The 26,392-nt window shown below is 69.6% G+C and carries 17 protein-coding genes and 1 tRNA gene; 6 read left to right on the forward strand and 12 right to left on the reverse strand.

From position 1 onward, the window contains the following. Positions 1-22: 22 nt before the first annotated feature. Genes VM681_04795 through smc form a run of 3 tightly spaced genes read right to left on the reverse strand, consistent with a single transcriptional unit; the run spans position 23 to position 5,696 of the window. Positions 23-721, reverse strand: a complete 699-nt coding sequence (locus VM681_04795; GenBank protein HVL87314.1) for an SMC-Scp complex subunit ScpB — start codon at positions 719-721, stop codon at positions 23-25. After that, complete coding sequence (locus VM681_04800; GenBank protein ID HVL87315.1) at positions 718-2,085, reverse strand: hypothetical protein; 1,368 nt, start codon at positions 2,083-2,085, stop codon at positions 718-720. The genes VM681_04795 and VM681_04800 overlap by 4 nt, the downstream gene beginning before the upstream one ends. Further along, positions 2,082-5,696, reverse strand: a complete 3,615-nt coding sequence (smc, locus tag VM681_04805; GenBank protein HVL87316.1) for a chromosome segregation protein SMC — start codon at positions 5,694-5,696, stop codon at positions 2,082-2,084. The genes VM681_04800 and smc overlap by 4 nt, the downstream gene beginning before the upstream one ends. A gap of 491 nt (positions 5,697-6,187) precedes the next feature. Here smc and VM681_04810 point away from each other — a divergent pair, with 491 nt between their 5' ends. Further along, a complete protein-coding gene (locus VM681_04810; protein ID HVL87317.1) occupies positions 6,188-7,360 on the forward strand; it encodes a helix-turn-helix domain-containing protein in 1,173 nt (390 codons plus the stop codon). Here VM681_04810 and VM681_04815 read toward each other — a convergent pair. The 5 genes from VM681_04815 to gatD all read right to left on the reverse strand — a co-directional run bounded on the left by VM681_04815 (position 7,339) and on the right by gatD (position 11,948). After that, a complete protein-coding gene (locus VM681_04815) occupies positions 7,339-7,848 on the reverse strand; it encodes a hypothetical protein (GenBank protein ID HVL87318.1) in 510 nt (169 codons plus the stop codon). The two genes, VM681_04810 and VM681_04815, sit on opposite strands and share 22 nt — an antisense overlap. Before the next feature lie 233 nt (positions 7,849-8,081). Beyond that, positions 8,082-8,155: transfer RNA gene (locus VM681_04820), tRNA-Phe, on the reverse strand. Positions 8,156-8,218: 63 nt separating this feature from the next. After that, positions 8,219-8,665 (reverse strand): hypothetical protein, encoded by a 447-nt coding sequence (locus tag VM681_04825; protein ID HVL87319.1) that lies wholly within the window; start codon positions 8,663-8,665, stop codon positions 8,219-8,221. 64 nt (positions 8,666-8,729) lie between these two features. Further along, positions 8,730-10,625: a Glu-tRNA(Gln) amidotransferase subunit GatE gene (gene gatE / locus VM681_04830; protein ID HVL87320.1), complete on the reverse strand. Its 1,896-nt coding sequence runs from the start codon at positions 10,623-10,625 to the stop codon at positions 8,730-8,732. Then, positions 10,626-11,948 carry a Glu-tRNA(Gln) amidotransferase subunit GatD gene (gene gatD / locus VM681_04835; GenBank protein ID HVL87321.1) on the reverse strand — a complete coding sequence of 441 codons (1,323 nt, stop codon included), beginning with the start codon at positions 11,946-11,948 and terminating at the stop codon, positions 10,626-10,628. Between the two features lie 54 nt (positions 11,949-12,002). On the opposite strand from gatD, the gene VM681_04840 reads away from it, so the two are divergent. Both VM681_04840 and nth read left to right on the forward strand, forming a co-directional pair. Beyond that, on the forward strand, positions 12,003-13,103 hold the full coding sequence (locus VM681_04840) for a hypothetical protein (GenBank protein HVL87322.1): 1,101 nt from the start codon (positions 12,003-12,005) through the stop codon (positions 13,101-13,103). A 5-nt stretch (positions 13,104-13,108) separates the two neighbouring features. Then, entirely contained in the window at positions 13,109-13,795 is a 687-nt protein-coding gene (gene nth, locus VM681_04845; protein HVL87323.1) for an endonuclease III, read from the forward strand. Positions 13,796-13,909: 114 nt separating this feature from the next. Here the strand turns inward: nth and VM681_04850 are convergent, their stop codons facing one another. Both VM681_04850 and VM681_04855 read right to left on the reverse strand, forming a co-directional pair. Continuing rightward, on the reverse strand, positions 13,910-15,253 hold the full coding sequence (locus tag VM681_04850; protein ID HVL87324.1) for a S8/S53 family peptidase: 1,344 nt from the start codon (positions 15,251-15,253) through the stop codon (positions 13,910-13,912). Between the two features lie 95 nt (positions 15,254-15,348). After that, complete coding sequence (locus VM681_04855) at positions 15,349-16,944, reverse strand: tRNA uridine(34) 5-carboxymethylaminomethyl modification radical SAM/GNAT enzyme Elp3 (protein ID HVL87325.1); 1,596 nt, start codon at positions 16,942-16,944, stop codon at positions 15,349-15,351. 266 nt (positions 16,945-17,210) lie between these two features. Here VM681_04855 and VM681_04860 point away from each other — a divergent pair, with 266 nt between their 5' ends. Further along, complete coding sequence (locus VM681_04860) at positions 17,211-21,242, forward strand: STT3 domain-containing protein (protein HVL87326.1); 4,032 nt, start codon at positions 17,211-17,213, stop codon at positions 21,240-21,242. Here VM681_04860 and VM681_04865 read toward each other — a convergent pair. Next, the gene (locus tag VM681_04865) at positions 21,239-22,405 is read right to left on the reverse strand and encodes a glycosyltransferase family 4 protein (protein ID HVL87327.1); all 1,167 of its coding nucleotides are present in this window, start codon (positions 22,403-22,405) and stop codon (positions 21,239-21,241) included. The genes VM681_04860 and VM681_04865 overlap by 4 nt on opposite strands. Before the next feature lie 7 nt (positions 22,406-22,412). Then, positions 22,413-23,537, reverse strand: coding sequence for an aminotransferase class I/II-fold pyridoxal phosphate-dependent enzyme (locus VM681_04870; GenBank protein HVL87328.1), 1,125 nt, complete (start codon positions 23,535-23,537; stop codon positions 22,413-22,415). Positions 23,538-23,654: 117 nt separating this feature from the next. Here VM681_04870 and VM681_04875 point away from each other — a divergent pair, with 117 nt between their 5' ends. Continuing rightward, a complete protein-coding gene (locus VM681_04875) occupies positions 23,655-24,203 on the forward strand; it encodes an NUDIX domain-containing protein (protein HVL87329.1) in 549 nt (182 codons plus the stop codon). A gap of 24 nt (positions 24,204-24,227) precedes the next feature. Continuing rightward, on the forward strand, positions 24,228-26,392 hold a 2,165-nt coding region (locus tag VM681_04880), incomplete at its 3' end, for a DNA polymerase domain-containing protein (protein ID HVL87330.1).

Raw genomic sequence — 26,392 nt, forward strand, 5'->3', positions numbered from 1 at the left:
AGGGTTTCCCGGATTCACGACGCTAAGCCGTCGGCGCCGTTTCCTTGGCCGTCTCGACCGTCGTCTCGACGGGCTCTTCCTTCGCATGCTCGACCGCCACGGCCTCCGCGATGGCGGCGGCTTCGGCAATGGCGTTGCGCTCCTCGGGGCTCTTCTTGGGCGAGGGCGTGATGCCGACCTTCTGCGCAAGAAAGGTTCGGATCTGCTCGTAGTCGGTCGCCGGGATGCCGAAGTACTCGGGGAAGGCGGGGCTTGTCGTGAGGAGCTTGCTGACACCTTGGTCCCGCGCGAGCACGAGCCCGCGGGCGACAAGCTCGCCCACGTGGTCGTAGACCTTCGTGCCGATCATGTCCTTGAGCTCGCTTTGGAGGAGCGGCTGATGGTACGCGATGAGGGCGAGCGTCTTGAGCACCCGGTTGGGAATCTCCATGGGAGCAAGCTTGGCCGCGTGCGGGGCCCAGCGGGCCTTCAGCTGCATGGCCCACTTGTCACCCGCGCGCCCCACTTCGAGCGCCGTGTCCTCGCGCGCGAACTCCTCGTGCAAGCGCTTCAAGGCCCGGCGCACGTCGTCCTTGGGAACGCCGGTCGTCTCGGAGATCTCGTCGACGGCAAGCGGCCGCCCCGCGCTGAAGAGGGCAGACTCGACCACGCGTGCGTTGCGCGTCTCCTCGGACTCGGAGTCGGTCGTCGGTCCGTGCGCGCCGTCGGCGTGCTTCTTCATGGCGGATCACCGTGGGAGGGCGAGCTTGCGGGGGCGTCCTCGTCGGAGGGCGGGACGCGGGGAACGTTCGTGCGCCGGCTCCGGCGGTCGCTGCGCGCCGGGCCGGCGTCCGGCACGGCGGCCATCGCCGTTTGTGAAGGCGCCGGCATGGCTTCGAGCGCCATCGCGGGTTCGGCAGGTTCCGGAGGCGGCGCTTCCGTGGCGGGCGCCGCAGCGGCGGGGGAAGGCCGCGCGGCGCGCTTGCGGGCGCCCGAGTTGCGGAGCTTGATCCCTTGCGTGGGGAGGGGTCCCTCGTGCAGCAGGACGGTGCCGGGCGCGATGGGGGACTCGGCGCGCATCGGCTCGGTCGCGTGGCCGTCTCCCTTGGCGCGCTCGAGGTTCTTGAGGAAGATGGGGCCGTAGGGGAAGTTCTCCTGCCACAGCCGGATGCGCTTTCCCGCCGCGAGGAACAGGACGCTGATGAAGGAGCGCACGAGGTCGTCGCGCGTGTTGAGGTGGAGCGAGTCGAACCGGATGGGTCCGCCGTTCTGGCGGTTGATGCGCTCCCAGACGAGCGCGATCTCCTTTTCGAGGTCCTCCTTGTGGACCTTCTCCTTCACGTCCTGGCGCGAGTAGAGCTTCCACCGCTCCTTCTCCTTCTCGCGCTCGGCCACGAGCACCTGCCGGGTCTCCGCTTCGCGCTTGGCCTCCTCGAAGGCCTCGACGAGCTCGATGAGCGTCACCTTCCGGTCGCCCTTGTGCCGGATCTTCTCGTCGATGGGCGCGTGCTTGGTGCCAAGCACGGTCGTCGTGTAGGCGTAGTCGGCGTCGTCGGTGAGCCAGTCGCCGTCGGGGATCGCGTCCCACGCGTTCTCGGCCTGCTCCTCCTGCGCCTGCTTGACCGTCTCCGCCTTCGAGACGGCCGCGTCGCTTTGGAGCTTCAGGACGGACCAGGCGAGGAAGATGAGCCGGCCGGCCGTGATGAGGTCCATGTCCTTCTTCTCGCGCACGCGCTCGAGGTAGAGCTTCGAGAAGGCGAGGAGGTCGATGTCCCACGGGTTGAGGTGCTCGCGGATGACGAGCTGGAAGGCGATGGCGATGGCGCGGTCGAACGGGTGGGGAATGACGAGATGCTCGCCCTCGTTGCTCGCCTTCACCATCTCGATGTACTCGTTCACGCGTTGGTTCCCGCTCTCCTCCGAGATGAGCGCTTTGTGGAAGAGTAGGTGATTGATGACGGCGCGCTCGGCCGGGGGCGTGGCCGGAGCCGGCGGAAGCGAGGCGGGGTCGATGGGGGCGTTCACGGGGATGGTCTCGGGCGCGGCGTCGACCGAAAGCTCGGCGTCCTCGGCGGGTGGGGACTCGTCGTGGGCCTTGCGGCTCACGCGGTCACCTCGGACGTCGCCGCTTTGGGCTTGTCTTCCGGCTCGACGAGATCCTCGAGCTTCACCTCGCCCACGATGTCCGTGAATCCGGTCTCCTGCATGGTCACGCCGTAGACGTGGTCGGCCTCCTTGAGCGTGACCTTGCGGAGCGAGATCTGGAGGAACTGCGCCTTCGTGCTGTTCTCCTTCACCATCTTCGCGATGAGCTCCGCGTTGATGCCGTCGAGGTTCTGATCGACCTCGTCAAGCACGTAGAAGGGCGAGGGCGCGTACCGCTGGATGGCGAAGATGAAGGCCATGGAGGTGAGGCCCTTCTCGCCTCCCGACAGAAGGTCGAGGCGGTAGACCTTCTTGCCCTTGGGCTGGGCCCGGATGACGAGGCCGCCCTCGAACGGCCGCGCCTCGTTCTCGAGGCGAAGCTCGGCCGTGCCGCCGTCGGACAGACGGGAGAAGATGTCGGAGAAGTTCCGGTTGATCTCCTCGAAGACCTTCATAAGGCCCTCCTTCTTCTTGACGTTGATCTCCTCGACGAGCGCGAGGAGCTCCTCCTTCTGCTGGGAGAGACGCGCCGTCTCGTCCTCGAGCTCCTTCTTGCGCGCGAGGCTTGCGTCGTGGTCCTCGAGCGCGCGCATGTTGATGGGGCCGATGCGCGCAAGCGCCTGCTCGATCTCCTTGTTGCGAGGCTTGAGCTCGTCGAGCGTCTCGCCGATCTCGGCGGGAAGCTCCACGTGCGCGTACGCCGCCCGCTCGGACTCCGCCTCGGCGAGGTCGGCCTCGAACTCGGGGATCTTGGCCTGCTGGTGGATCACGAGGTCGCCCGTGGCGTCGATCTTCTCGGCGAGCTTGGCGATCTTTCCCGCAAGGTCGACCTTGCGCTCGTAGGTGCGGTCGCGCTCCTCCTGGAGCTTTCGCGCTTCGCCGCTTTGCTGCTGCTCGACCTTGAGCAGGACCGAAAGCTCCTCGCCCTTGTCGCGGGCAAGCTTCGTCTGCGCCTCCGCCGTGCGATGGTTCTCCTCGATCGCCGCCTCGGTCGCCGCGAGGCGCTCCGTGAGCTCCCGGATGCGCTCGCCCACGATCTGGGCCTGCTTGGCGCCGGTGTCGAGCTGGCTTGCGAGCGCGCGGACGTCGTCGTTGAGCGCGAGGAGCTCATCCTGGTAGGTCGTGAGCTTCTCGGCGAGATCCTTGGCGGTGCTCTTCAGCAGGAGCTTGCCGGTGTCCTCGCGCGACGCGTCCATGGCGGCGAGCTTCTCCTCCCCGGCTCGGATGCGCGCCTCGTGCTTCTCGAGGTCGCGCCGGCTCGTCGCGAGGTCCTTCTCGAGCTTCTCGACGAGGCCCCTCTGGGCGGAGAGCTTGGCCTCGTACTCCTTGCGCCGCGCCTCGAGGTCGGTGAGTCGCGCTGCCTTTCCGGCCGTGTCGACGCCCATGCCGCGCATGGCGTCCTCGATCTTCACGATGGCCTCGCGAAGCTCCAGCAGGCGCTGCGAGAGGTGCTCCTGCTGCTCGACGGCCGCGCGCAGGCGCTTTGCGACCTTGTCGAGGTCCTCGCGGGAGGGCGCGCCGAACTTGAGCTTCGTCTGCGTGGTCTCCGTGCCGCCGGTCATGGCCCCGCCGGCGTCGATGATGTCGCCGTCGAGCGTGACGAGCCGGACGCCGCCCATGTGACGCCGCGCGACGTCGAGGTTCTTCACGACGATCGTGTCGCGGAAGACGTACCACATGGCCGCCTTGTGCTTGGCGTCGTACTGCATGAGGTCGATCGCAAAGCCGATCGCGCCCTCCTCGCGCACGGTCATGAGCGGCTTGCCCGACGGCCGGCCGGCGACCATCTTGCTGAGCGGCAGGAACGTGGCGCGCCCGAGGCGGTGCTTCTTCAGAAGCTCGATCGCCGCGGCGGCGTCGGCGTCGGTCTCCGTCACGATGGACATGAGGCGCCCGCCCGCGGCCGTCTCGAGCGCCGTCTCGTACTTCTTGTCGACCTTGCCAAGTTCGGCGATCGTGCCGCAGATGCCCTTCAGGCGACCCTCGTCGCGCGCCGCGAGGATGGCCTCGACGGCGCGCGTGTAGCCCTTCTGGAAGGACTCGGCGGCGTCGGCTTCGGCCTTGAGCTGGCTGTACTCGGTGCGGAGCTTGCGCACGACGGGCTCAAGCTCGGCCATCTGACGCGAGATCTCGCCCTCCTCCTTCTTCTGCGCAAAGTGCTCGCGCCGGAGGCTCTCGAGCTTGTCGCTTGCCCCCTTGTCCTCCTTGCGGAGCTCCTTCAGGTTCCAGTCCACGTCCTTGATCTCGAATTCGCAGGTCTTGACGAGCTCCTGCGCGTGGCCAAGCTCCGTCGAGGCCCGCTCCACGGCCGCCGCGAGGCGGTCGCGCGCAAGCTCGGACTCGTGCACGTCGGCCTGCAGGCGCTCGTAGTCGACCTTCATGCGGGCGAGCTCGCGCTGGAGGTCGCTTGCCGTGCTGTTCGACCGCGAGACGAGGCCGCGGACCCCTTCGAGCGCGGCGCTCTTCTCCTCGGCCGCCCGCCTCGCCTTGGCGAGCTTGGCCTCGGCCTCGGCCCGCTCCTTGTCGAGCCGCTTGCGCTCCTTCTCGGTCGTGGCAAGGGCCGCCTTGGTGCTTGCGGCCTCGGCCTTGCGCTCCTGGATCTCGAGCTTGCAGTGGTTCGCGAGCTCCTCGGCCTTGGCGATCTCGACGCGCATGGCCTCGACCTTGCCCCGAAGCTCGCGCGCCTCCTCGCCGCCGGTCGCCGCGAAGCGTTGGTCGATCTCGGCCAGGCGCGCCTCCACCGTCCCCAGCTCCTCGCGCAGCTGCGCGAGCTTTCCCTCGAGGTCGCGCTTGTCCTGCTCGTGGCGCGCGATGGCCTCGCGCGCGGCAAGGATGCCGCGGCGAGCGGCTTCGGCGCGCTTCACCGCGAGCTTCGCGCGGACGAGGTCCTGCTCGGTCTTGAGGTTCCGGTACTTCTCGGCGCCTTCGCGGTCCTTCTCCAGCAGGCGAAGCTGCTGGTCGATCTCGCGGAGGATGATGCCGATGCGCTCCAGGTTCTGCTCGACCTCGACGCGCTTCTTCTCGGCGCGCACGATGTCGTCGTCGAACTTCGTGATGCCGGCGATGTCGTCGAGCAGGCGGCGGCGTTCGAGCGGGCTCATCTCGACGATGCGCGTGACGTCGCCTTGCTTCACGATGTTGTAGCCGTCGGCGCTGATGCGCGCGTGCGCGAGCAGGTTCTCGAACTCGGTGAGGTTGCTCGCGCGGCCGTTCACGTAGAAGTAGCTGTAGTAGTTGTCCTTGCTCGTCTTCGAATACTTGACAAGGCGCGTGAGCGTGACCTCGTCGCCGTCGATGGGGATCGTGCGGTCGGTGTTGTCGAAGGTGAGGCTCACCTTGCAGAACTTCGCGCCTTGCTTCGTCTTCCCGCCGTTGAAGATGAGGTCGGTGAGCTTGCCGGCGCGGATGGCGCGCGGCGAGTTTGGGCCAAGGACGAACAGGATCGCGTCGGAGATGTTGGACTTGCCCGAGCCGTTGGGCCCGGTGATCGCCGTGAAGCCGGGAAGGAACGGGATCACGACGTGTCGCCCGAAGCTCTTGAAGTTCTCGAGCTCGATGCTCTTTAAGTGCATCAGGCGGCCCCCGCAAGCAGCGTGCTGGGGGCTACGCTCGAACCTCGTGGCTGCGGCATTCCCATCCCTGCCGCGGTCCTACCGGCCGTGGCAAGCATAACTGTTTTGAATTGAAATGAGAAGCCGATCCGCAGGAAAGCCATGGCTTTTCGGCCGGCCAGGCCGTAAGGACACGATGAAAGTTTCGGCTTATAGGTCACCCTGGAACCCTGCCCGAGCGGCCGCCCGCCAAGGCGGGCGACCGCGTCGAAGCGAAGGTCGGAAAGCGACGGCTTTACGATTGGGGCGCTTGCGTCGAAGAATGCCTTGGCCTCCGCCGTCTGGCGCCCAGGTGCAACGGAGGGCGCGTGCTGGCGGCATCTCCTTTTCCCCCGAAATCCCGTACTCTTGAGCCGCCGTCACGGCAATCTTTACGACCTGCGAGGCCGACGGGAGCGCGGGAGAGGAGCCGGACGAGAAGCGTTCTACGTTGGACGGTCGTGCTCCTGGCGGTGGTCCTGTCAAGCGCGCCGTCGTGCGTGCAGGCCCTCGGATCCAAGGACGGGCCCGGGCAGGGAGCCAGCCTTCCGGGCCGACCCCCCCTTCCGCCCCTGCCCAAGCCGATCCTACCCACCGCGCCCACTCTTCCGGCCGACACCGCCGACGCGCCATCGTCGCTTGACGCCCTGCCGGCGGCACCCGATCCTGCGCCCACGGCCTCGCAGGCGCGCGCCTACGCCCACGCCGCCCGCGCGTACGCCGAGGGCACGAGTGCGCAAGCGGCGTCCGATCCCGCGCCGCTCGAAACCGACGATGACGTGCGGCCGTGCGACGCCCCTGGAGACCTGGAACAGCAGCTCGTGCGCCGGGCGGAGGCGCTCGCACGGAGGGTCGGCGTCCAGTTCCGCATGTCCCAGGAGAGGAGCGTCGCGGACCTTTGCGGCGAGGCGCGCGAGCCGGGCTCGACCGAAAAGGCTCCCGACGCAAGCGACGAGCTGGCGACCGCGGCGGAAACGTCCCCGACGGTTGGCCTCGCACCGCTTGCATCGCCCTCGCCCGCGTCGCAAGCCGACCGGAACGCCGCCCCCGGAGGGCCCGACGCGGATCGCGCCGCCGGACCGACCTTCCTTCCCAGCGCCGCGTCGCCGGCCCCGCCGCTTGCCGGACCGCTGCCCATCTTGGTCCTGCTGGGCGCGCTCCTCCTGCCCGCGTGGCTCCTCTACCGGCGCCTCTGCCGCAACCGCGCGCTCGATCAGCCCACACGACGCCGGATCCTCGAACGCCTCGACGAAAGCCCGGGCGCCACGGCGGGCGCCCTCGCCGCCGCGCTTGCGATCGACCGCGACACGGCCGAGCACCACCTGCGCGTCTTGCGGCAGTTCCGCGAGGTCGAAGAGCGGCGCGTGGGCGCGCGCCTGCGGTACTTCCGGACCGGGCGCATGGGCTCCGAGGCCGAGCGCATGGCGCGCCTGGCGACGGCCAACCCGTCCACGCGCCGCGTGCTCTCCGTCCTCGCGCGCGACCCGTCCGCGCCGCTTGCCGTGGTCGCGCAGCGGGCCGGGCTTCCCAAGAGCACGGCAAGGGACCACCTGCGCCGACTCGAGACGCTGGGCCTGCGGACGCAGGGCCGGCTTTCGCCCGAGGCGATCGACGCCCTCGCGGCTCACTCGAAGGCGAACTGGTAGACGGCGCCCGTGGGCTCGCCCGGGATCGCGTCGAAGCGGTACTCCAGACGGTTCACGCCAAGCGTCGCGAAGTCCCAGCGCGAGCGGTCGCAATCGGCACGCTCGCCGCAAAGGGCGGGCTCGCACATCCGCTTGACGCTGCGGCCAAGCTCGAAACCGCTCGCGGCGTCGTACACGACGACCGACGCGTCGAAGCAGCCCACCCACGCCCAGAACGCGGCGCGGACGCCCATCGCGTTGTGCCAGCCCGGAAGCGGAGCGTACGAATCGCGGTCGCCCTCGCGGTCGAGGATCCCGGTGTAGCAGCCGAGCACGACGGGGACGGCCAGGCGATCCGGAGCGTCGCCCACCCAGGGGCCGTCGCCCACGAGCGGCTGCGGGCCCACGGCGTCGCGCACGGGCTGCGCGCAGCCGGTCCACACGTCGGCGGAGGCGGGAAGGGCGATCAACAGCATGCACGCGGCAACCGACAACGCGAGAGCGCGCATGGACAAGCACCCGGCCGCGGGGGAGATGGCGTTTGTTCCGACTCCCTCGCACGCCCAGGTTTTAGGGTCATAAAATCGGCGAGGCGCGCGACGGCATTCCGCGCGACAGGTGCCCGGCGCCGCTGCGCGGCGCCGACCTGTCGCTTGGCGCTCGTGGACTTCGCTCTCGCGCGGCTGCGCCGCGCGAGTCGCTCGTCCACGGCGCACTTCGCGGCGCCTTTGGCGCCGCTCAGTGGGACGCGCCGGATTTGAACCGGCGACCTTCTGATCTTCAGTCAGACGATCTCCCAGACTGATCTAGCGTCCCGGAAACGGCCGGTAACTTTGGCGCCCATGCATAAACGTTCCGGCCGTTCCGGGACGCGTCGGGCTACAGCTCCTGAACCCGAAGCGTCGTCTGCGCGCCGCCGACGAACCCCGTGAGGCCGACGACGACGCAGAAGTCCGTGTGGCCGCGGCCGCGCCAGTGCTCGTCGGCGATGGGCACGGTCACGATCTCGCGAGCGTTGAATCGGCCCTGCGCCTCGCCCACGAGCGTGCCGCACGGGCCGCGCGGGCCCGGCCCGAAGACCAAAAGCGTGCAGGCGATGGCGGCCGAGTTCGAGCAGGCGATCTTGGCCGAGACCTCGCCCGCGTCGGTCACGGCGCCGCTTGCGTGGGCGATGGCGATCATCTTGGTCGAGGCGACGACGGCGCCCACGTAGCCGCTCGAGGGCGCGGGTGGGACGTCGAGCTCTGCTGCCGCCTGCGACGAGGCGGCGGGGAGCAGGAGAGGGGCGGTCAACAGCACGCAGGCGAGGATTCCAAGCGGATGCACGATTCGTCCTCCGCCGTCCCCTCGTCGGCGGCGGGCATAAGCTCCTTCCCCGCTTGCCCGCACGCTAGCGCCGCGCGCGCGCGGCGATCTCCTCGCGCACCACGCGGCTCACGAGCGCGCCGTCGGCGCGGCCGCGCAGGGCTTTCATGGCGTCGCCCATGAGCGCCGAGACGGCGCGCTCGCCGCGCTCGGCGAGGAGCTTTGCCTCGCGGTCGAGCAGGCTTCGCACCTCGCGGCGCACGTCCTCCTCCGTGAGGGTGCCGCCCAGCGACGCGGCGGCCTCGTCGGCGCCCTTGCCGGAGAGCGCCATCGTTCGCAGGACCGTGGGGAGCGCTTCCTTGGCAAAGCGTCCGGCCGAGAGCGCGGCGAAGGCCTGGGCAACGAGGGCGGGCGTGATGCGATCCTCCGGCACGCCGGCCTTCCCAAGCTCGGGGATCGTCTGCAGGAACGCGCGCGCGGCGAGCTTCTGACGTTCGGGCGGCGCCTCCGGCGTCGCGACGGACTCGAACGCGTCGGCCCAGCCAAGCGCGACGAGTTGGCGAATCTCCTCGTCCCCGACCGCGCGGTAGGTGGCGGCAAGGCGCCGGATCTTCGCTTCGGGAAGCTCGGGCAGGCTCGCCTCGATCTGCGCAAGCGTGGCGCGCGAGACGGGAAACGGCGGCACGTCGGTCTCTGGGTACATGCGCGCGCGGCCGGGCAGGGGGCGGCTGTAGACGTTGGTGCCGTCGTCCTGCATCTCGCGGGTCTCCTCGGGCACGCCAAGGAGCGCGCCGATGGCGCGCTCGCGGACGGCTTCGAGCGCGGCGGCGGCGCGGGAGCGCTCGTCGGCGACGAGGGCAAAGGCGTCCTCCGGACCGCATTGTAGCGCGCTTCGTACCGCGTTCACCTCTTCAGCCGAGATGCCGTAGTCCGGCAGTTCATCGGTGTGGAAGATGCCCTTGACGCCCGCGCGCGCCTTCGCGTGCGCGGCAAGCTCGGACCCCAGGCGGGGCCAGCCTTCCTTCTTGCTGCCAAGCAGGCCGGCGAACCCGTGGAGCCGAAGCGCCAGCACGACGCCGCCCTTTCCCGTGGCGCTTTGCACGACCTTGGCGCTCGTCTTTGCGAACAGGTGCGTCGCGTCCACCTGCAGGTCGCGCAAGCTCGATTCGAGCACCTTTCGCTCGGCCAGGCGGCCGCGGATCTCGAGGAGCTTGCGCTGGCGCTCGACCTCCCTCTCGACGGCGACGGGCAGGAGGTTCAGCTCCTGCACACCCTTGATCTCGACGCGCGCGCCGCCCTCGATGGAGACGTTCAGGTCCTGCCGGATCGTGCCGAGGCCGCGTTTCACCTTGCCCGTCGCGCGGAGCGCCTGGCCGATGGCAAGGGCCACCTCGCGCGCCTGCTCGGGCGTGCGGATGTCCGGGCCCGTTGCGATCTCCAGGAGCGGGATGCCCAGGCGATCGAGCTTGTAGGTGATCCCCCGCTCGTCCGTCGACACCTTGCGGCAGGCGTCCTCCTCGAGGCAGATCGCATCGATCGACGCGCCGCCGGAGGGGGCCTCCACGCGGCCGGCCTGCGCCAAGAGCGCGGTGCGCTGGAAGCCCGTCGTGTTGGAGCCGTCGACGACGATCTTGCGCATGACGTGCACTTCGTCGACGGGTCGCGCGGAAAGAAGGCGCGCGACCGTGAGGCCCACGCGCACGGCGCGCTCGCTGATGGCGTGGGGCGGCTCCTCGTCCAGCTCCACGAGGCAACTCGATCCGCGCGAGGCCTGGTACCGGTACGTGAGCCGCTTCCGCGCCTGCTCGAGCGCCGCGCGGTCGACCTCGCCAAGCTCGGATTGGGTCGGACGCAGCCGCCGCGTGAACTCGAGGTCGTGCGTCTCCTCGAGGACCGAGGGGCAGCGGCAAAAGAGCTTGTCCGTGTCGAGCTGCTGGTGGATCTCGAGTCCCACCTTGAGGCCGACGGCGCGCCAGTCCACCTACGCGCCCCCGAACTCGCCGATGTCGCTTCGCTCGTCCATCTCGCCGGCCATCGGCGTCGCGAAGAGCTTCGCGGCCTCTTCGGGCGTGCGCGCGCGACCCAGCGCCCACATGAGTTTCACGTACGCCGTCTCCGGCAGCATGTCGCCGGCCGAAACGACGCCTGCCTTGAGGAGATCGCGTCCGGTCGAGTAGACGGCGAGGTTCGCGCGCCCGTGCAGGCACTGCGTCGCCATGGCGACAAGCGTGCCGCGGTCGCGCAGGCGCGCGATCTCGGGGACGAGCCGATTGGCGACGTGCCCGAGGCCCGTGCCCGCCAGCACGACGCCTTTTCGCGCAAGGTGCAGCGCCTCGGGCTTCAAGCCGGGGTGGCTCCACACGAGCGCCACGTCCTCCTCGAGCCCGTCGCGAAGCTCGACCTCGCCGCCGGAGCGGGGCGCGTGCGAATCGGAAAGCTCCACGGCGCCGTCGCGCACGACGCCAAGGGGCCGCGCGTTTGGGGATTGGAAGGCGTCGCGGCGCGAGCTGTGCATCTTCCGCACGCGGTTTCCCCGGTGGATGGCCGCCACGCCGTCCGAGACGCCGCGATGCATCACCACGACCACCTCGCCCAGCTCCGCGCCAGCCGCGACGGCGACGGCGTCCTGCAGGTTCGACGACGCATCGCTGCTCGGACGGTCGGAGGACCGCTGCGCGCCCACGAGCACGACGGGGCCCGGCAGGTTGCCAAGGAGGAACGAGAGAGCGGCGCCCGTGAAGCCAAGCGTGTCGGTGCCGTGCGGCACCACCACGCCGCGCGCGCCGGCACGGAACTCGGCGGCGATCTCGCGCGCGAGGGTTCGCCAGTTGGCGGGGACGAGGTCCTCGCTGAAGACCTGGAAGACGACGCGCGCGGAGACGTCGGCGAGATCGAAGATCTCCGGCGTCGCAAACGCGAGCTCGCCGGCCGTCGTGGCCGGATGCACGGCGCCCGTTCGGTAGTCGACGTAGCTTGCGATCGTGCCGCCCGTGCCGAGAATGGAGACCTTCGGCAGGCCTTTGCCGGCGGGCAGCCTCCGCTCCGGCCGCGCCGGCGGCTCGCGCGGCTCGACGAGGTCCACCTCCGTGTCGTCGTCGACGCGGATGCCCACGTTGTAGCCGGAGGGAAGCTTGACCGTGAGCACGTCGGGCTCGGAGAAACCGTGGTGCGGCAGGAGGACGCCTTGCCAGCGACGGCCGTCCTTCTGCACGAGCACGACGTCGCCGTCGTTGGCGCCCGCGTCGCGCACGCGCTTCTCCGCAAGACCGGGAGGTCGGGGAGCGTTCCGGGGCGCCGCGGGCATGGCAGAGGCAAAGCACGGGGAAGGGTGATAAGGCTTGCTTGCCATCGGCCGAGCGTGCGCGGCGAAGTCGTGTGGTACTTCGTGTACGACGCGGGCGGCCGCATCGATCTCGACCGCCTGCCCGACGTGCTGGGCGGCGAGAAAGGGTTGCCCGCCGTCGAGCTTGCCAAGGCCGCGCCCAAGTACGTGACGCTGCCGCGGCCCGTGCTGCTTTCCTTTCCCGAGCTTCCCATCGTGACGACGCTTGGGGCGCCCATGTTCGTGGTCGTCAAGCTCTACGACGTCGGCGCGGTGAGCCTTGCCTTCCGCATGCCCTTCGCGGAGACGGGCCTTGCCGACCTTGCCAAGTTCGCGACCGTGCGCGTGATCCACGAGGGCTCCACGGTGACGCTTCCCGAGTTCGCCCGCTCGTTCTTCGAGCGCATCCTCGCCTCGCTGCAATCCGTGCTCCTGGACCGCTACGAGATCCGAACGGGGCCGGAGGAGTACACGGTATTCTGCGTCAAGGAGCACGAGATCCCCGCCTCGCAGCTCCTGCGGGATCCGCACCACCGCGCGCGCTTGGCCGCGCTCCTGGCCGACGAACCGCGCGCCGATCGCCTGGCCAAGAACGAGGTGGACGACAACCTGTCGGCCTGGTTCACGTACTACGAGGACGACCTCGTGGTGCTCGACTGGGACAACGCGTTCGTGTACGATCCGAGCGGGCGCTACGACGACGTGCTGCTCGTGATCGAGCTTGCCAACGTGCAGCTCCTGGAGCTTCGCGTGTACGACCGATACCTCGACCGCATCCTGGAGAAGGCCTACGACGACCTTGGCCGCTACTTCGAAGGAAGCCTCCTTGCAACCCCCCGCCCCGTGCTGAAGGACCTCGCCGACTCGCGCGTGGACCTCACGCGCATGATCGACCTCGTCGAGAACATCGGCAAGCTCTTTGGCGACTACTACCTCGCCAAGATCTACCGCTCGCTCACCGAGCGATTCCACATCCCCAAGTGGCAGACGGTCGTCGAGTCGAAGCTCAACACGCTCAACGAGCTCTACCTCATGGCAAGCCAGGAGGTTCAGGGCCGCCGAACGATCGCGCTCGAGGCGGCCATCGTGCTCCTCTTCGTCCTCGACCTCATCCTCATCCTTCTCACGCTGCACTGATCCGCATGCCCCGAGAAACCAAGGAAACGAAGCGAGCCCGCGCGCGGCGCATCGTCCGCGCGCTGCGCGCGCTCTACCCCGACTCGCGCTGCTCGCTCGACTTCCGAAACCCCTTCGAGCTCGTGATCGCCGTCATCCTCTCGGCGCAGTGCACGGACGCGACCGTGAACAAGGTCACCCCGGGCCTGTTCGCGCGCTGGCCCACGCCCCAGGCGCTCGCCGACGCTCCGCAGGCGGAGGTCGAGCGGGTCGTCCGCCCCACCGGGTACTACTCGGCCAAGGCGCGCAACATCCGCGGGGCCGCCGCCATGATCGCGGAGCGCCACGGCGGACGCGTGCCGGAGACGATGGAGGAGCTCGTCGAGCTTCCGGGCGTGGGGCGCAAGACGGCCAACGTCGTGCTCTGGAACGCGCACGGCAAGAACGAGGGAATCGCCGTCGACACGCACGTGCTGCGCATCGCCAAGCGGCTCGCGCTTGCCACCACGGAGCGGCCCGAGAAGACCGAACGCGAGCTTGCGGACCTCGTGCCCCGGAACGAATGGGGGCACCTCACGCACCTCCTGATCGACCACGGCCGCGCCGTCTGCGTTGCGCGCTCACCGCGGTGCGAGTCGTGCCGGATCGCGGCCCTCTGCCCGACGGGGCCCCGCGTCTTGGCCGCCCGCGCGGCGGCGCGGACGCGCAGCTAGAGGAGTGGGATACCGCCGGTCCAATTGGGAGAGTGGCGGGAAAGTGAGGGCCGGCGGGATGGTCCCCCGGAGGCTCCAAAGGACGTAAACCGATCCCTGTCACCGCGGTGACAATCAGGGCCACAGCGCCTGGCGGATGGACTGGAGGAGGTTCATGTGGCTCTCCGCCTGCGAGGGCTTCGAGGGGTACTGGCCCGAGAAGAGGCTCTCGACGATGGCGGGCGCCTGCTCGCCCGTGACGTAGCCCCAGCCCATCTGCAGCCAGGGCGCCAGCGGGTTGATCGGGACGCCCGCGTGCGTCGCGCTGCCGCTTGGGTGCGTCGCAAGCGGGCTGTAGTCCGTCGTGGTCCAATAGACCGCGTTGCGGTGGAGCGCGTTGCGGAAGTCCTCGTTCGTGAAGGACGCGTCCTCGCCCGCGACGAGCTTGCCCTCGACGATGCCGCCCACGTGCCCCACGCGCTCGCGCGCCTCGAGGATCGCGCGAGCAAAGGTGCCCGCGACCGTCGGGCAGGCAAAGCTCGTGCCGCCGATGGCGCGCATCTCCGTCGGGTGGTTGTGGCGCGGAGCCATGACGGTGAAGTTGGAGACGACCTCGGCGCCCTTGGCCGCGATCCACGCCTCGCCGCGGCGGTACGGGTCTGCGCCGCCTGCGGCCACGACCCACGGCGGTCCGTCGCGCGAGTCCGTCCAATGCGGCGTCGGATCGTTGCCGGCGCTGTTCACGACGATCTTGCCCGCGGCGTGCGCCTCGCGCGTGATGCGCGCCGACTCGTCGGCGAGCAATCCTGCGCGTTCGGCCGGATAGGACCACGCGCAGTTGGCAAGGCAGCCCCACGACACACTGATCACGTCGATCCACGGCTGCGCGGCGGCCCACGCGACCGCGCGGTCGAGGTTTCCGCCGTCGGTCTGGACCATGACGACGATGGCTTGCGGAAGCTCGTGGGCGACCGTGCCGGCCGTGGCGGTGCCGTGGCCGTTGTAGTCGGCGGCGGTGACGTCGTCGAGCATGCTGTAGAAGAGGAGGTTCGTTCCGGCGAAGCGATACAGGCGCTCGGGCTCGAGAATGTCGGCGAGCCAGTCGCCCTCGGCCATTTCCGCGATGGGACGGATCGGGACGTACCGGGCCGCCTGGCCCGTGACCGCGTCCACGGCGCGAAGCGGAAGCGCGCCGGGGGCCAGAAGCTCGGGCCGCGCGAAGAACTCGTGGAACGGGTTCACGCCCGTGTCCACGACGGCCACGACCACCCGCGGAGTCTCGGCGGCGGGGTCGTCCAGGATCTCCGGCTGCGCCGCTTCGGCGTCGCCTTGCGCGAGGAAGGCGTCCCAGGCGGCGACCGCCTGCTCGGCCGTGGGAAGCGCGGTTCCGGCGCTCGTCTCGATGGGAGCGCTCTGCTCGACGCCGCCGATGCAGCCGGCAAGCGCGAGCGCGGGAATCGCGATGAGCCAACCGGCCATGCGCGCGAAACGACCCGATCTTTGGGACATTAGGGATCGTGCGTCCGTTCGCCGGCCGGCGTTAAAAGCTTTGTTGGACTTGCAGCCCCCGCCTTTCAAAGGTCCTTGACCATGTAGGGGCCCTCGCGCCGGTATCCGAGCTTGGCATAGTACAACCGTACCCCAACCCCGCTTGTCACGGCCACGCGCCGGTGCCCGCGCTTCCGCGCCAAGGCCTCCGCCTCCTCCATGAGCGCGCGGCCAAGCCCACGATGCTGCAAGGCCCCCGACGAGGAAGCTTCCGTGCCGATGGGCACCTCCTGCCCCACGACCCGAAGCTCGCGCACGATGGCCGCCCCGCGCACCTCCTCGCGATGCGCCTGGCCGGAGGGCTCGCGCACTCGCACGAAGGCCGCCAGCACGTCGCGCTTTGGATCCTCCATCGAGAGGAAATGCTCCGTGCCGCGCGAGCTCTCATACGCGAGCCGGAGCAACTCCAAGCGCTCCGCCATCACGCCCTCGCGAGCGCGCAGGCCCGCCTCGCGGCAGCGGATGCAGCGGCACCGGCCGCCCGCGCGGGAAAGCTCGGCGGCCACCATCTGGCGCAGGTTCGTGTGCGTGACGCCGTCGGCGATCATGGGCGTCGGGATGTCGCGGTCCACGCGCATGACGCGGACCCACGGCGGAACGAACGTCTTCACGCGCGCAAGAAGCCGCGCCGTCTCCTCCTCGCGCATGGGCACGAAATCGCCGCGCTTCCACAGCGCGTGGAGCGGCGTGCCGGGCACGACGAGCGTCGGGTAGATCTTGAGCATGTCCGGCCGCAGCGCCGGATCGTCGAAGAGGCGCCGGAACGATTCGAGGTCCTTCTCGGCCGTCGAGCCCGGCAGCCCCGGCATCATGTGGTAGCACAGCTTGAGGCCCGCGTCCTTCACGACGCGCGAGGCTTCGATCGTCTCGGCCATGCCGTGGCCGCGGTTCGCGCGCGCCAGAAGCTCGTCGTGCGTCGTCTGCACGCCAAGCTCGATGCGCGTTGCGCCTAGCTCCAGGCACCGGTCGACGTGCGGGGCCAGGCACCAATCGGGCTTCGTCTCGATCGTGAGGCCGATGCAGCGCGCGGCGGCCGATTCGTTGGCCGCGTGGGCCAACGCGAGGTCGCCCGCGTTGCGATGAACATTCATCGCAGCCGGGTGGTCGTTCATGGCGGCAAAGCAGCCTTCGACGAACCCCCGCTGGTACTGCCAGTCGAGCGCCGGGAACGTGCCGCCTTGGACGATGAGCTCGATCTTGTCGACCGGGTGCCCGTTTGCTTCGAGCGCGCGAAGGCGTCCGGCCACTTGCCCGTACGCGTCGAAGCCGTGGCGGGCGGCCCGCAGCGCGGCGGGCTCGCGGCCCGTGTACGCCTTCGCCGTTCCCCAGGCCTCGCCGCCCGGACAGAAGACGCACGTGCCGTGCGGGCAGTCGGCCGGCGCCGTCTGGACGGTGACGATGGCGACGCCCGAGAGGCTGCGCGTGGGCTTCACGCGAAGGTGAGGAAGGAGCCGCTGGCGCTCGTCCTCGTCGCGCGCGTGGGCGAGGATCTCCCCGTCGGAGGGGATGCCCGCGAGGCCAAGCGTGCCGGCGAGGTGAACCTTGAGCTTGTGGATCTCGCGCTTTCCGCGGACCTTGTCGGCGAGGATCGCTTCGATGACCTCGCGCGCAAGCGCCTGCACGCGCGGCAAGCCGCGGGGCCGCGAAAAGGGTTTGCGGTGGGGGCAGCGGGGGTCAGGTCGGTCGGACGGCCGGGGATCGGATCATCGTTTTCCCCGCCATGGACCCGACGGGCTTGCGCAGCTTTCCGTACTTGCGTCGCGGCAATGGCTTCCCCGTTCCCGCGGACGGATACGCGGGCGCAAAAGCGTGCCGCTTCGATTCCCCACTCTAAAAAGGTTAAATACGGGCATCCGAATCCCCGCCAGACTCCCAAGGGTGGACCTCGATGGCTTCCTTTGCCCGCTCCAACCGTTCCCTGGCGTGGATCGCCGCCGTCGCGGGCGTCGTCCTCCTGGCGTTCTTCGTTCGCACGTACTTCTCGGTCGACGCGGCCGCCGCCGGCAACGAGTTCCGGATGTCGGAAAGCGACGCGTACTTCATGAAGCACACCGTCGACCGGATCCAGGGCGAAGGCTTCCGCCACCCCACCTTCGAGCCGCTTCTCAACTATCCGATCGGCAGCGTCAATCCGAACCCCCCGCTCTGGACATGGTGGATCGCCACGTGGGGCGCAACCTTGGCCCCGTTGTTCCCGGGCGAAGCCGTCGGCGTGTGCGCCGGCGCGGCCGACGCCAAGCTCTGCGAGAGCACGTGGTGGGTCGCGCTTCTGTCGCCGGCGCTCTTTGGCGCGGGCATCGTGCTCCTCATCTACCTCATCGGCGCCGCCGTCTTCGACCGGCGCGTCGGATTGTTCGCCGCCTTCTTCCTGGCGACGTCCACGGGCTCCATCGGCCGCAGCGTGCTCGGCTTTGCCGACCACGACGCGATCGCCCTCTTCTTCATCGTCGCGGCGCTGTACTTCTTCGTCCTCACGCTGCGCGCGCTGCGCGAGGCGGGCGAATCCGAGCGCCCGGACGGCTTCGTCGCGTCCATCGCGCACGCCATCCGCACGAATTCGCACGCGCTTGCGCTTGCCGGCCTTGCCGGCGCGGCCATCGGCGCGACGGCGCTCGTCTGGAAGGGACAGCCCTACATCGTGGGCATCCTCGTCGTCTTCGGCGTGCTGCAGCTCCTGCTCAACCACTGGCGCAACCGGGACGCCTCGGCGCTGTGGATCGTCACGCTCGTTGCGCTCGTCGTGGGCATGGCGATCCCGACGCCCACGTACCTTGCCATCGGCGAGGGCTTCCTTGGGAACATCAGCGCCGGGTTCTACCTCACGGCCATCTTCGCGCTCGTGGGCGGCCTGTTCGTCGCCGCGCGCGACTACCCGTTCGTCCTCGTCTTCCCGGCGTTTGTGGCCTCCGGCGTGCTCGCCGTGGCGGCGATCGTGATGTTCGCCCCCTCGATCGCGCACGTTCTCTTCGACCCCATCTTCTACTTCAAGAGCGGCGCGCTCTACCAGACGATCGCCGAGGCGCAGGCGGCGGACTTCAACTTCCTCGTGTTCAACACGGGCGTGGTCGCAAGCTTCCTTGCCCTCGTTGCGATCCCGTGGATCCTGTACCGGCACTGGCGGAGCCTCTCGGGTCCCGTGCTGCTTGTCCTCGCCTGGTCCGGGATTGCCATCTGGATGGCCTACACGACCGTCCGCTTCACGTTCAACGCGACGCCGGCGTTTGCCCTTCTTGGCGGCTGGGCGACGGCGGCGCTCGTGGGGATGCTGCGCTACGAGCAGATCAGCAAGACGATGTCGGGCCTGCGCGGCGACTTCGTCTACAACCTCAAGCGCTCGGTGCAGTTCCGTCACGTGATGGGCGCCATCGTGCTCACCTTCGGCCTCATCCTGCCCAACGTCTGGCTCGCCGTGGACGCGGGCATGGCGCCGGAGACGGCCAACAAGCTTGCGCGCGCGGAGGCGGAGGCCTCCGGCAAGGGCATTCAGGACACGTTTGTGGCCAAGCGCTTTGGCGCGTTTGGCCAGAGCCTCATCCCGCCCTATTGGCACTCCTTGAACACGTGGCTTGCCCAGCAGGATCCGCATCTTGCCCCGCACGAGCGTCCCGCCTACCTTTCGTGGTGGGACTATGGTCACTGGGCCGCCTCGATCGGCAAGCACCCCGCCGTGGCGGACAACTTCCAGAACGGCGTGTTCTTCTCGGGCAACTTCATCACGTCGCAGGACGAGACGCACGCGGTGCAGCTGCTCTCCGCCCGCCTCATGGAGCTTGCCGACAGCGCCCGGCACCCGGCCACGCGCGCCGACTTCGAGCGGCTTCTTGTCGCAGCCGGCGTCCCCGCGGCCGACGCGCCCCGGGTGTACGACGACCTCCGCGCGCTCAAGCCCGTGCCCGAGCTTCCCAAGGACAGGGCCCTGGCGTTCCTGCTTGCCGCCGAGGCGCTCACGGGCAAGAGCATCCGGTACTTCGCCGTGGACGCCCGCATGTTCCCGTTCGACGTCCCGGACTGCAACCCGCAGAGCTCCGGGTACTCGCCGACGATCGACCACGGCAGCATCTTCTACGCGCCGGTCATCCTGTCGGAGCACGCTCCCGACGACTACGTCGGCCGCGTGGTGACGTACCGCGAGACGGCCCCCACGAGCCAGGGCCGCACGATCACCGTCCCCGCCGAGGAGTGGCAGCGCCTCCAGCAGGACGTCCGCAACTTCGGAAGCATCGAGTTCGTGTGCGAGAAGTTCCGTTTCAAGGCGCCCTACTACAACAGCATGTTCCACCGGGCGTGGGTCGGAACCCCCGTCACGGCAAGCGCCCTTGGGGACTCTCCTCTGCGCAAGGTCCCCACGACCTTCCCGCAGGAGACCCGCGAGATCGAGGGCTTCGCGCTCCTCGAATCGTCCCTCTTCGTGCTGCCGGGCTACGGCCTCGAGCACTTCCGCGTGGTGTTCGCCAACGACGGCGCCCGCGTGCTCCGCTTCTACCAGGGCGCCGAGCTCTCGGGCCGCGTGCAGTCGGGCGGCGCCCCCATGCAGGGCGTCCACGTCGTCGCCTTCGACGACGCGGGAGCCGACCTGTGGCCGCTCCTGGGCAACCTCGGCATCGCGTCCTACCGCCCCGACTTCGCGCGCGTGGCGGCGCTCGAAATCGTTTCGGGCGAGCTTCCGGCCTCGGTTCGGGCCGACCTTGCCCGGATCCTTGGCGTGGAAGAGGCCGACCTCGAGCAGGCTCTCGCGCGCAACAAGGGCCGCCTCACCGAGCAGGTGTTCGACGACGCCGGGCGCATTCGCGCCTCCGACGCCCGCAACAACTTGACGAAGATCTCCGAGCACCTCGCGCGCCTGGACGCGGGCTCCGAGGCGTTCCGCATCCTGACGAGCGCCCTCGACGTGCCCCACGCCACGCGCGTGACCGACGAGGAAGGCCGCTACACGATCCCGCTGCCGTTTGGCACGCGCGGGCCCGTGACCGTCCGGTTCTTCAAGGACGGCGTGGAGATCGCAAGCCTCGCGCGCGCGGTCACGCCCGAGCAGGCCGAGACCGGCGCGCGCCTCTCCGAGCCCGGCGACGTCGAGGTGGTTCCCGGGCACGCGGCCGGCGTGGTCTTCCTCGACTCGAACCAGAACGGCGTGCTCGACGACGGCGAGTCCCCGCTGGGCGGCATCGACCTTCGGATCGGGCGCGCCGACGTGCGGGCCAACGACGAGGGCGCCTACGCGGTGCAGAACCTGCCGCCGGGCGGCGCCAACGTGACCCTCGTCTCCGATCGCTACGTGCTCTCCCCGCCGGCCCCCACCTTCGTGGGCATCGAGCCGGGCCAGACGGCGCGCCACGACATCGCGCTCGTCCTCAAGCCGGTGACCGCGCGCGGCACGCTCTGGGCGGACGAGAACGGCAACGACCAGCTGGACGAGGGCGAGGAGGTCGTCACGGAGATCCGCTTCGTGCCCGACCCGAGCAATCCGGGAGGCGCCCGCGTGGCCGGCGTCGTGGCGGGGGCCAACGGAACCTGGACGGTCGACCTCGCGCCCGGACGGTACGTCGCGCGCGCCGACGCAGGCGGCTCGACGCTTGCGCTGCCGATCGAGGTGGCCGAGGGCGAAGGCGTCCTCGAAGTGGGGCTGGCGACCCGCATGGTGCCGGCCGCCCCCGTGGTCGGGACGCTCGCGATGGAAGGCGGCACGGCCGACCCGAGCGGCTTCGCGCTCACCTTCACGGCGACCGAAGGGGGCCTCGACAGCCTCCTCCACGACCGCCAGCCCGTGCGCTTCGACGGCAATTTCGCACTGTGGCTCGTCCCGGGAACCTACCTCGTCGAGGGCCAAAAGACCACGGCCGACGGCGTGTACCGGATCCGTGAGACGCTCGAGGTCACCGACGAAGGCGCGCGCCCCTCCTGGACCGCGCGGCGCGACGGCTAGCGAAGGTCGGCGAGCACGCGCTCGGTCCGCTCCACGATCCGGCTCCAGTCGAAGCCTTCCGCCTTCGCGCGCCCCGCGCGCGCCATCGCCTCGGCCCGCGGCCGGTCGGAGAGCAGGCGCGCGATCGCTTCGGCAAGCGCCGACGGCTCGCCGGGGGGAACGAGCAGCCCGTCGCGCCCGTCGACCACCACCTCGGGCACGCCCCCCACGCGCGTGGCGACGACGGGCGTCCCCACGGCCATGGCTTCCAGGAGCACGATGCCAAAGGCCTCGTACTCGCTTGGCAGCACGAAAACGTCCGCGGCCGAAAGCGCGGAGACGTAGACCTCGTACGGAAGCTCGCCCGCGAACAGCACGCGATCCGACACGAGAAGCTCCCGCGCCCGGGCCGACAGGAACGCGCGCGCGCCCGCGTCGGGTCCCACAAGGGCCACGCGCGCGTCGGGCAGTTTTGCGGCCCCAGCCAAGAGGTCCTCGACGCGCTTGTTCTGCGCAAGCCGGCCGGCGAACACGATGAGCGGTTCCTTCCCGCGAAGACCGACGCGTTCACGGAAGCGCGCGCCGCCGTCGTCGGCCCTTCGCAGCGCGGCGACGTCGATGCCGTTTGGGATCACGACGGACCGCCCGGGCGCAAGGCCCAGCGGGGCCATGGCCTCGCGCTCCGCGCGGGAGACGTGGATGACCCGGTCCGCACGCGAGACGTGCCAGGGGCCCACCGCTTGGTCGAAGAGCCCACGGAGGCGCCGGCGGCGTGCGCCGCCCATGACGCTCCAGGGGGGATGGTAGTGGGGCGTGAGGACGAAGGGCACGCCGCGCGCCGGGGCGGCAAGGGCCGCAGCGACGGAATGGTAGTAGCCGTAGCTGTGCGCATGCACGACGTCGAAACCGCGCACGCGCGCGAGAAGCTCGCGAAGGAGGCCGTCCCACCAGACGTAGTGGGCTTCGCCGGGCAGCGCGTGCGCCCGGAAGCGCCGCACGCGGAACGGAGCGGTCGGCTCGTCGGCGGCGGGCAGGCGCTGCAGCGGACGCTCGCTGCGCAGGTCCGTCGTCCAGACCTCGACCTCGTGCCCGCGCGCCGCAAGGCCCGAGGCGACGGCGTGCGCGTGGGTCTCCGCCCCCCCGGTCGCGGGCGGGAACCGCACCGCCAGCGTGAGGACGCGCACGGCCCACCTACAAGGAACGGATCACGCGCTCCACGATGTCGAGGCCCGCGCGCAGCTTGTCCATCGCGGTTGCGTACGACAGGCGAAGATGGCCGCGGCCGCCGGCCCCAAACGCCCGCCCGGGCGAGGTCACGACGCCGGCCTTGAGAAGCTCGAGCGCGAACTGCTCGTCGTCGATAGGAACGTCCACGCGGGGGAACGCGTAGAAGGCGCCCGTGGGCTTGACGCAGGCCACCCGCGGCAGCGCGTCCAGACGCCCGACCATGTAGTCGCGCCGACGGCGGTACTCCTCGACCGCGCCGCGGACGAAGTCCTGGGGGCCCTGGAGGGCGGCAAGCGCTGCGTGCTGCGCGGGCGTGGGCGGCGAGGCGATGAGGTGGTAGTTCACGCGCTTGAGCGGGACGGCGATCTCCGGCGGCGCCACGGCGTAGCCCAGGCGCCAGCCTGTCATGGCGTAGCACTTCGAGAACGTGTTGAGGTAGACGAGCTTGTCGTAGCGCCCAAGCGCCGTCTCGTGCGGGCCGTCGTACACGAAGTCCTCGTACGCCTCGTCCGAGACGACCAGGAGATCGTGGCGTTCCGCGATCGCAAGGACCTCCTCGAGGCGGCTCCGCGTGATCGCCGCGCCGGTCGGATTCGACGGCGAGTTCAGGACGAGCATGCGCGTGCGCGGGCCGATGCGGTTCTCGAGGTCGCCCGGATCCGGCAGGAACCCTTGCTTGGCCGTGAGCGGATAGGGCACGGCCGTGGCGCCGGCCAGGCGCGCGTGAGGGGCGTAGAGGACGAACCCTGGATCGGGCACGAGCGCCTCGTCGCCGGGATCGAGGAACGCCTGCGCGATGCCGTAGAGCAGTGTCGTGCTGCCCGTGGAGACGACAACGTGCTCCGCCGTGGCCGAGGGCAGGTGCGGCCGGACCTTCTGGGCGATTGCGGCGCGAAGCTCCGGGATGCCCGCCGAGGGGCAATACTTGTTGTGGCCGGCGCGAAGGGCCGCGACGTAGGCGTCGACCACGTGCGAGGGAGGCTGGAAGTCGGGCTCCCCGATGCCAAGGTGGATCGCGTCCTTGCCCGCAAGCTCGAAGAGCTTGCGGATCCCCGACATGTCGATCCCGTCCATGCGGCGCGCCGGCATCGCTTGCCGTTAGGTCCCGTTCCGACATAAAGGGTTCGAGGCGGGCGCGCGCCGCGCGGCCGTTCCGTGTGCGACGCCCTCGCACGCCTTGATAAGGCGGCGCGCCATCCTCCGCCGATGACGGCCCGCGAGCCCCTGGACGTGGTCGACGAGGAGGACCGCGTGGTGGGTTCCGTTCCGCGCGCCGAGGTCCACCGGCGTGGGCTTCTCCACCGCAGCGTGCACGTCTTCCTGCTCGACCGGTCGGGCCGCCTGTTCGTCCAGCGGCGGGCCCCCACGGTCGTCGTGCACCCGAACCGTTGGACTTCAAGCGCCTCGGGACACGTCGACGCGGGCGAGAGCTACGAGGACGCGGCGGTTCGCGAGCTTTCCGAGGAGATCGGCGTGTGCGCGGACGTGCGGCTGCGGGGGCGTTTCCGATACCGCGACGCCGTCGAGAACGAGTGGTCCGCCCTGTTCGAAGCGCACTACGACGGCGAGGTCGCCCTCGATGCAGCCGAGGTCGCCGAGGGCCGATTCGTGACGCTCGACGAGCTCGCGCGGTGGATCGCCAAGGACGCGTTCGCGTTCTCGCCAAGCTTCCTGACCGCGTTGGCGTGCTGGCGGCAGGCGGGGGGAAAAGGAGGACGCGCCCTGGCCGGGGCGCCCCCCGCCGACACGGTCTAATGCCATGACGGCCTTCGGGCGGGCGTGCAGGTTCCCCTGGCGGCCCACCGGGTGGTCGTCGACGACGAGCAGTGGGTCGACGTCTGGACGAACGGGAAGCTCAAGCGCGTCCGCGCCCCGTTCCTGCCCTACTGCTACCTCAAGGAACCCGTGGCCACCGGCTTTGCCGCGCACGAGACGGTCGAGGTCCGCCCGCTCTCGAAGCTCAAGCCCGAGCGTTGGCACAAGTACTCCTTCCCGACCATCTTTGGCGTCTCGGACACCTCGAAGGAGGTCACGGGCCTTGGCATCGCGGAGAACCACGTCCCCTTCGTCGAGCGCGTGCTCGTGGACCTGCCCGACTGGTTCCGGCAGTTTGCCAACACGGACGAGCTTCGGGTTCTGTTCCTGGACGTCGAGCAGTACACCGAGGGCAAATTCCCGACAGAGCGCGATCCGTTGCTCTCCATCGGCTGGGCGCTCAACGACGAGCCGCCCCGCTGCGCGCTTGCCACCGAGAAGGACGACGCGGCGATCCTGCGCGCCTTCCTGCGCGCCTTCCGCGAGATGGATCCCGACATCGTCGTCGGCTACAACGTGGCCGACTACGACCTGTCGATGATCGCGCGCCGCTGCCGTCTCCAGGGGATCGACGCCTCGCTGCTGGGACGCGAGCCGAGGGGCGAATGGAGGCTCTCGCCCGGCGACATGGAGCACCTGAACGGCCGCATCGTCTACGACGTCTTCGACTCGGTGCGGCTCGACCAGACCCTCTACGGCATCAAGAACCTGCAGCTCAAGACCGTGGGCGAGTGGCTGGGCCTTCCCATCATCCGCGAGGACACGAAGAACACAGCCGCGCTCCTTGGAACCGAGCGGCTTGCCACCTACAACAAGAACGACGTCGAGCTCACGCGCCGGCTCTTCCGCATCTACTTCCCGAACTTCGTCGAGCTCGCCGAGTTCTACGGCGCGCCGCTCAACGTCGTGCTGCGGGCGACCTCGAACTTCCACACGAACACGCTGCAGGGACGCATCTTCCACAAGCTCGGGATCGTAAGCGACGGGCGCAACGACGAGCGGTACCAGAAGTTCTACCAGACCGCCGAGGACCAGAACCCTTACGAGAGCGCCGTCGTGGAGATCTACCAGCGCGGCCTCTTCAAGCCGTGCTACAAGCTCGACTTCAGCTCGATGTTCCCGAGCATCATGACGAGCCTTGGCGTCGGGTCCGACAACACGACGCTCGTCGGAACCGAGCCGTACTCGACGTTCCGGGTCGAGAAGCAAGGAAGCGCGCGCATCTACCACATCCCCGACCGCAACCGCAACTGGAACGTCGTCCTCCGCGTCGACGGGCGCAGCGAGATGGCCGGGCTCGTGGGCGACCTCATCACCCGGCGTCTTGCGCTCAAGGCGGAGGCCAAGCGCGTGGCCGATCCCAAGGAGCGCGAGCGCCTGCACGCGAGGCAGAACGCCGTCAAGGTCATCCTGAACTCCATCTACGGCGTGAACGCAAGCCGCCACGCGCGCTACGGCTCGCTGCCCGTGGCGATTGCCATCGTCGGCGTGGGACGGCAGCTCATCCGCTTCGTCGAGGACTACCTCGGCGACGCGAAGATCGAGACGGACACGGACGGCGTGTACTGCACGCGCGAGGTGAACCTCGACGAGCTCAACGCCAAGCTCGACGCCTACGTCTCAGACTCGCTCGAGATGGAAAACCGCCTCCGCATCGAGGCCGACAGCTACGCCGCGGCGTACTTCAAGGAGCGCAAGACGTACCTTCTCCTCCACCACGACGGGCGCCTGGAGAAGCACGGCCAGGCGTTCAAGTCGAGCGCGCTCTGCGGCGTCTACGACAAGACGCTCGACAAGCTCGCCTGGTCGCTCCTCTCGGGCAAAGGCGACGAGAAGGACATCGCCAAGGCCTGCCTCTCCCTCGACGGCTTTGCGCCCGAGGACTTCGTGATGCGGATCAAGCTTGGCAAGGACGTCGAGGGGTACGCGAGCCAAAACGCGCTTGGCGCGCAAGTCGCGCGCAAAGCCAAGGAGCGATTGGGGATCGAGCCATCCCAAGGCATGCAGATCGAGTACGTGAAGACGCAGGGCGGCTACGACGTCGTGACGCCCGAGACGCTGCGGCAGCTCGACATGAAGTACTACAAGGAGATGGTGGGCGGCATCCTGGAGAAGCTCGGGATCGACCT

This window comes from Candidatus Thermoplasmatota archaeon (assembly GCA_035541015.1).
In the GTDB taxonomy this organism is placed as follows: Archaea; Thermoplasmatota; SW-10-69-26; order JACQPN01; family JAIVGT01; genus DATLFM01.

Excerpts from the sequence above, each read along its gene's own strand:
- gatD (HVL87321.1), bottom strand. The coding sequence starts at position 11,948 with ATGCCCGCGGCGCCCCGGAACGCTCCCCGACCTCCCGGTCTTGCGGAG.
- VM681_04875 (HVL87329.1), top strand. The coding sequence starts at position 23,655 with ATGACGGCCCGCGAGCCCCTGGACGTGGTCGACGAGGAGGACCGCGTG.
- VM681_04870 (HVL87328.1), bottom strand. The coding sequence starts at position 23,537 with ATGCCGGCGCGCCGCATGGACGGGATCGACATGTCGGGGATCCGCAAG.
- VM681_04795 (HVL87314.1), bottom strand. The coding sequence starts at position 721 with ATGAAGAAGCACGCCGACGGCGCGCACGGACCGACGACCGACTCCGAG.
- smc (HVL87316.1), bottom strand. The coding sequence starts at position 5,696 with ATGCACTTAAAGAGCATCGAGCTCGAGAACTTCAAGAGCTTCGGGCGA.
- VM681_04850 (HVL87324.1), bottom strand. The coding sequence starts at position 15,253 with ATGGCCGGTTGGCTCATCGCGATTCCCGCGCTCGCGCTTGCCGGCTGC.
- VM681_04815 (HVL87318.1), bottom strand. The coding sequence starts at position 7,848 with ATGCGCGCTCTCGCGTTGTCGGTTGCCGCGTGCATGCTGTTGATCGCC.
- VM681_04860 (HVL87326.1), top strand. The coding sequence starts at position 17,211 with ATGGCTTCCTTTGCCCGCTCCAACCGTTCCCTGGCGTGGATCGCCGCC.
- nth (HVL87323.1), top strand. The coding sequence starts at position 13,109 with ATGCCCCGAGAAACCAAGGAAACGAAGCGAGCCCGCGCGCGGCGCATC.